Origin of the sequence: Collinsella aerofaciens, from assembly GCF_040915545.1 — a bacterium.
Lineage (GTDB): Bacteria > Actinomycetota > Coriobacteriia > Coriobacteriales > Coriobacteriaceae > Collinsella > Collinsella aerofaciens_BE.
In genome coordinates this window covers 1-4,413 of sequence record NZ_JBCPDH010000055.1, presented here as the reverse complement: position 1 = coordinate 4,413, position 4,413 = coordinate 1, and the positions used below count along the sequence as shown (strand labels likewise).

Annotated in this window: 4 protein-coding genes; all 4 read left to right on the top strand. The window is 58.8% G+C overall.

Annotation, left to right across the window (positions count from 1 at the left end; genetic code table 11):
• Positions 1-156: 156 nt before the first annotated feature.
• The 4 genes from AB5202_RS09795 (at position 157) to AB5202_RS09780 (ending at position 4,166) form a co-directional block, all read left to right on the top strand.
• Positions 157-1,047, top strand: coding sequence for a DMT family transporter (locus AB5202_RS09795; protein ID WP_368144617.1), 891 nt, complete (start codon positions 157-159; stop codon positions 1,045-1,047).
• Between the two features lie 225 nt (positions 1,048-1,272).
• Positions 1,273-2,046 (top strand): PTS mannose/fructose/sorbose/N-acetylgalactosamine transporter subunit IIC, encoded by a 774-nt coding sequence (locus tag AB5202_RS09790; protein ID WP_368144618.1) that lies wholly within the window; start codon positions 1,273-1,275, stop codon positions 2,044-2,046.
• Entirely contained in the window at positions 2,027-2,860 is an 834-nt protein-coding gene (locus AB5202_RS09785) for a PTS system mannose/fructose/sorbose family transporter subunit IID (RefSeq protein WP_368144616.1), read from the top strand. Before AB5202_RS09790 ends, AB5202_RS09785 begins: the two co-directional genes overlap by 20 nt.
• A gap of 91 nt (positions 2,861-2,951) precedes the next feature.
• Complete coding sequence (locus tag AB5202_RS09780; protein ID WP_368144620.1) at positions 2,952-4,166, top strand: MFS transporter; 1,215 nt, start codon at positions 2,952-2,954, stop codon at positions 4,164-4,166.
• Positions 4,167-4,413: the final 247 nt, after the last annotated feature.

Sequence of the window (4,413 nt, the reverse complement as noted above, 5' to 3'; positions counted from 1 at the left end):
CCATGGTGCTGATCGTGGCCACCATGGTCGTGGGCATCGTCGGCGCGTTCTTCGGCGTGCTGGCGTAAGGGCCCGGCATATTATCTGCCCCCAAGGGAAGCGGCGACCCATTGCGGTCGCCGTTTTTTATTACCGAAAGCTAGCTGGAGGTGCTTCGTGATTCGATCTGACAATCCACCCGATAATGGCGTGAGCGGGGCGATGTATCTATTTGGCACGGCGCTCTTGTGGAGCTTTATCGGCATCCTCGTTCACGCCAATTCGCAGTCAGCTCTTTTGATCGGTGCCGTCACGGCAATATTTATGGCGCTCTTTATCCTGCTCGTCGGCAGGCCTGTCCTCCGCGTCAGCCGTCTTATTGCCCTTGTGGCCGTCTGCAACTTCGTGACGGGCACCACGTTTAACTTTGCCAACCAGCTCACGACGGTCGGCAACGCAATCATCCTGCAGTACACCTCGATGATTTTCGTTATCGTGTATCAATCGCTCGCAACTCGCACGTTGCCCTCGCCTGCGAAGATTGCCTCCGTGGTGGTTGCTTTTACGGGTATGGGACTTTTCTTTTTAGGTGATTTGAGTGCCGAGGGCATGCTCGGTAACCTGCTTGCTGTCATTTCGGGCGCCGCCTTTGGGCTGTGTTTCTTTTTGAACTCTCGCCCCGATGCGTCGCCCATGGTGTCCTCGCTCATCTCCTGCGGTATCTCGATGCTGCCGATCGTCTATTTTGCCGGCGCCCTAGACTCCGTGAGACCATTTGAGTGGGGGCTTATGCTGGTGCATGGCCTTTTTTGCAGTGGCCTTGCGAGCGTGCTGTATGCCAAGGGGATTGCGCGCATCAACGCGTTTGCGGCCAACTTGGTCTGCATGAGCGAGGTCGTGCTCGCTCCCTGCTGGTCGGCACTCCTCTTTGGCGAGGTCTTTCACTGGAACGAATTTTTGGGCGCGGCGATTATCGTTTTGGTGATTGTAGGTAACTTGGCATCAGATGCCTTTGGCGATGGCTTTCTGGTGGTGCTTGTCCGCCATCGAAACAAGGAGCGTGCCTGATGGGATACGTTTGCCGTTTACGGGAAAAAACACCCCGCTGAACGAGTGGTATTAAATAGTGATGACCTGCATACCTATAATTGGTATCAAATCATTTGTACCTGGCATGGGTGTTCGCAGCACACCAGGTACGCTTCGAGCCGTGTAATCGAACTTCCGGAATTGATATCAACAGCGCGCGCGACGGGAGTGACGACGGTTCGAGATTCCTTATTGGGAGGAACTATGCTTGTCCAAGCAATCCTCGTCGGCTTAGTCGGAGCGTTTGGATGCCTCGACTACCAGCTCGGCACCCTCTATGCATTCCGCCCCATCGTTCTGTGCCCGCTCGTGGGCCTGGTGCTGGGGGATCTGCAGACCGGTCTTACCGTAGGTGCAAGCCTGGAGCTGCTGTTCATGGGCTCGATCTCCATCGGCGCCTACGTGCCACCTAACGAAACCGTCGGCGGCGTGCTCGCCTGCGCGTTTGCCATTCAGCTCGGTCAGGGTACCGAGACGGCCATCGCGCTCGCTATGCCCATCGCCGTCCTTGCACTGACGATCGGCAATATCACCAATGCCCTGTTCCCCGTGTTTGTCGATATGGCAGACAGGTTCGCCCTCAAGGGAAACGTCAAGGGCATCTATGCGGTTCACTTGGGAATGGGCTTTTGGGGCTGCATCGAGTACTTCTTGCTGTGCGGCGGCGCCTTCTATCTGGGTTCCGACGCCATCCAGGGCCTGCTCGACTTCATCCCGCCCTTCATCATTGACGGCTTCGGCGTGGCCGCCAACATCCTGCCGGCCATGGGCTTCGCCATGCTCGGCCGCCTGGTGCTCACCAAGCAGCTCGTGCCCTTCTACTTCCTGGGCTTCCTGCTGTGCTCCTACGCCAACGTGCCCGTCCTGGGCGTCGCCCTGATCGCCATCATCATCGGCATCGACAAGTTCGACCTGCTCGGCCTGGGCGGAGCCCAGCCCCAGCTCTCCGCGGAAGGGGATGAGGACGATGACTTCTAGTCCCGAGAACAAGATCACGCGCTCCGACCTCATCAAGAGCGCCGTCAACACCGGCGCCCTGGGCATGGAGTTCTCCTGGACCTACTACAAGCAGATGAACATCGCCTTCTGCCTGATGGTCGCCAACATGCTCAAGAAGATCTACGCCGGCCGCCCCGACGACTACGCCGAGGCCCTGCACCGCCACTGCGCGTTCTTCAACATCACCGTCCAGTTCGCCCCGTTCGTCGGCGGCATCGCGATGGCCATGGAGGAGAAGGTCGCCCGCGGCGAGATCGAGCCCGAGAGCGTCAACGACGTCAAGGCCGCCCTCATGGGCCCGCTGTCCGGCATCGGCGACTCCATCTTCCTGTCGACGCTGCGCGTGGTCGCCGCCGCGGTGGGCATCAGCCTGTGCCAGGCCGGCAACCCCTTCGGCCCCATCGCCTTCCTGCTCATCTACAACGTCCCCGGCTTCGCGCTGCGCGTCTGGGGCGCCGTCAAGGGCTACGAGCTGGGCGTGGGCTTCCTGGACGAGGCCCAGAGGACCGGCCTCATGCAAAAGATCATGACCTGCGTGGGAATCGTGGGCGTCATGGTCGTGGGCGCCATGTGCAAGGACATGTTCTGGGCCAGCATCCCGGTGGCCATCGGCTCGGGCAAGGACGCCCAGACCCTCCAGGACATCCTGGACGGCATCATGCCCGGCATGCTCGGCATGCTCGCCTTCTGGCTGTACTACTGGCTTCTGTCCAAGAAGATCAACCCCATGGTGCTGATCGTGGCCACCATGGTCGTGGGCATCGTCGGCGCGTTCTTCGGCGTGCTGGCGTAAGGGCCCGGCTGCATAGATTTTCGTTGCAACCTAGAAAGGGGATGGAGCGGGCCTATGCCCTCCATCCCCTTTTTGTATAGAAGGAGTTCGTATGTTCGCGAAGGATCGCGAAGCAATGCGCCTGACGCCGGCAGAGGTCAGGCTGATTCTTATTGAGTCCCTGCAGTGGTGCGCCAACAACGCGGTCTACTTTTTGGGGCTTATCGGTGCGGCCACGTATGATCTGGCTGGCACGGCCTTTTTGGTTGCTGCCATTACGCTCGTGCGCAACCTGGCGACGTCGGTGGGCAATATGGTGTCGGGATCGGTCGTCGACCGCTTTGGGCCGCGCCGGACATCGTTTGCGACGTGCATGATTACGGCTGTGCTATCGCTCGGCATTGGCTTGGCGCCGCTGTCTGTTCCCGGGCTTGTGTTTGCCGCGTGCGTCTTGGGACTTGCGGGCGGCTTTATCAACACCTGCACGCATGCGTTTCCGGGATATCTTGAGTCGACCACTGAGGGCCGTACCCGTGTGAACGGCCTCATGGTGTTCTACAGCAATATCGCCTATACCGCCGGCCCGCTGCTGGGTGGTGCCATCGTGAGCTGCTTTGCCACGCAATCGGTCTATCTGCTCATGGCAGGCATGATGGGCGTGGCTGCCGTGCTTTCTTTGGGCTGCCATGAGTGCGTTGTCCCTGCAAAAGGGGAGAAGCCAGCAGGTGGCATTCTGGGTGGTATGGCCGAGGGTGCGCGACTTACGTTTCGCGATCACGACCTGCGCCTCATCTTTATCTCGGGCTTTTTGGGCTTCTTTGCGTTTGGCGCGTTCGATTCGCTGGAGTCGCTCTTCTACCGCGATGTGCTCAACGTGGATATAGTCTGGCTGGGCTGGCTGTCCTCGGTTGTGGGCCTCACTTCCTCGGTGGGCGCGTTCGTCCTGACCAAGCTTTCTGCTCGCCATGTCAACCTGCGATTGCTGCTCGGCGCGCTCATGGCCGTGGGTATTGGGTCCATGGTGTACGTGGGCACCGATATGCTGGGGGTCGCGATAGTCGGTCAGGCGATTAACGGTCTGGCCTGGGGGTTCCTGGAACCGCTGCAGATGATCTTGATTCAGGAGCGCGCCGACATCAAATACCTGGGGCGCATTACCGGCTTTGTGCGTTTTGGCCTGATGAGCGCCGGTGTGGTGCCGCTGCTGGCGGCTCCGTTCTTGGCGGAGGCTTTGGGCGTCCAGACGGTACTGTTTGGGGCATCGACCATTATTGCGCTGGTGGGAACGCTGTTCTTTGTCACACAAGGGAGGCGCCAGAGGCATTAGCTATACATCAAATTCTAATTTAATACCACTCACCAGAGAATTTCGACCGTTCACCGAGGATCGGAGCAGAGTGAAAAGTGGTATTAAAAATACATTAGGTGTATGTCTATAATTGGTATCGAAAAGAAACGCGATGTATATAGTCGCGTGCAAAACAGAAAGGACAGACCATGAAGGAAACCGAGAAGATCGAGATCATGCATTTCGACCAGGAGGGCTACCTCGAGGACGGCAAGGCGCTCTACGA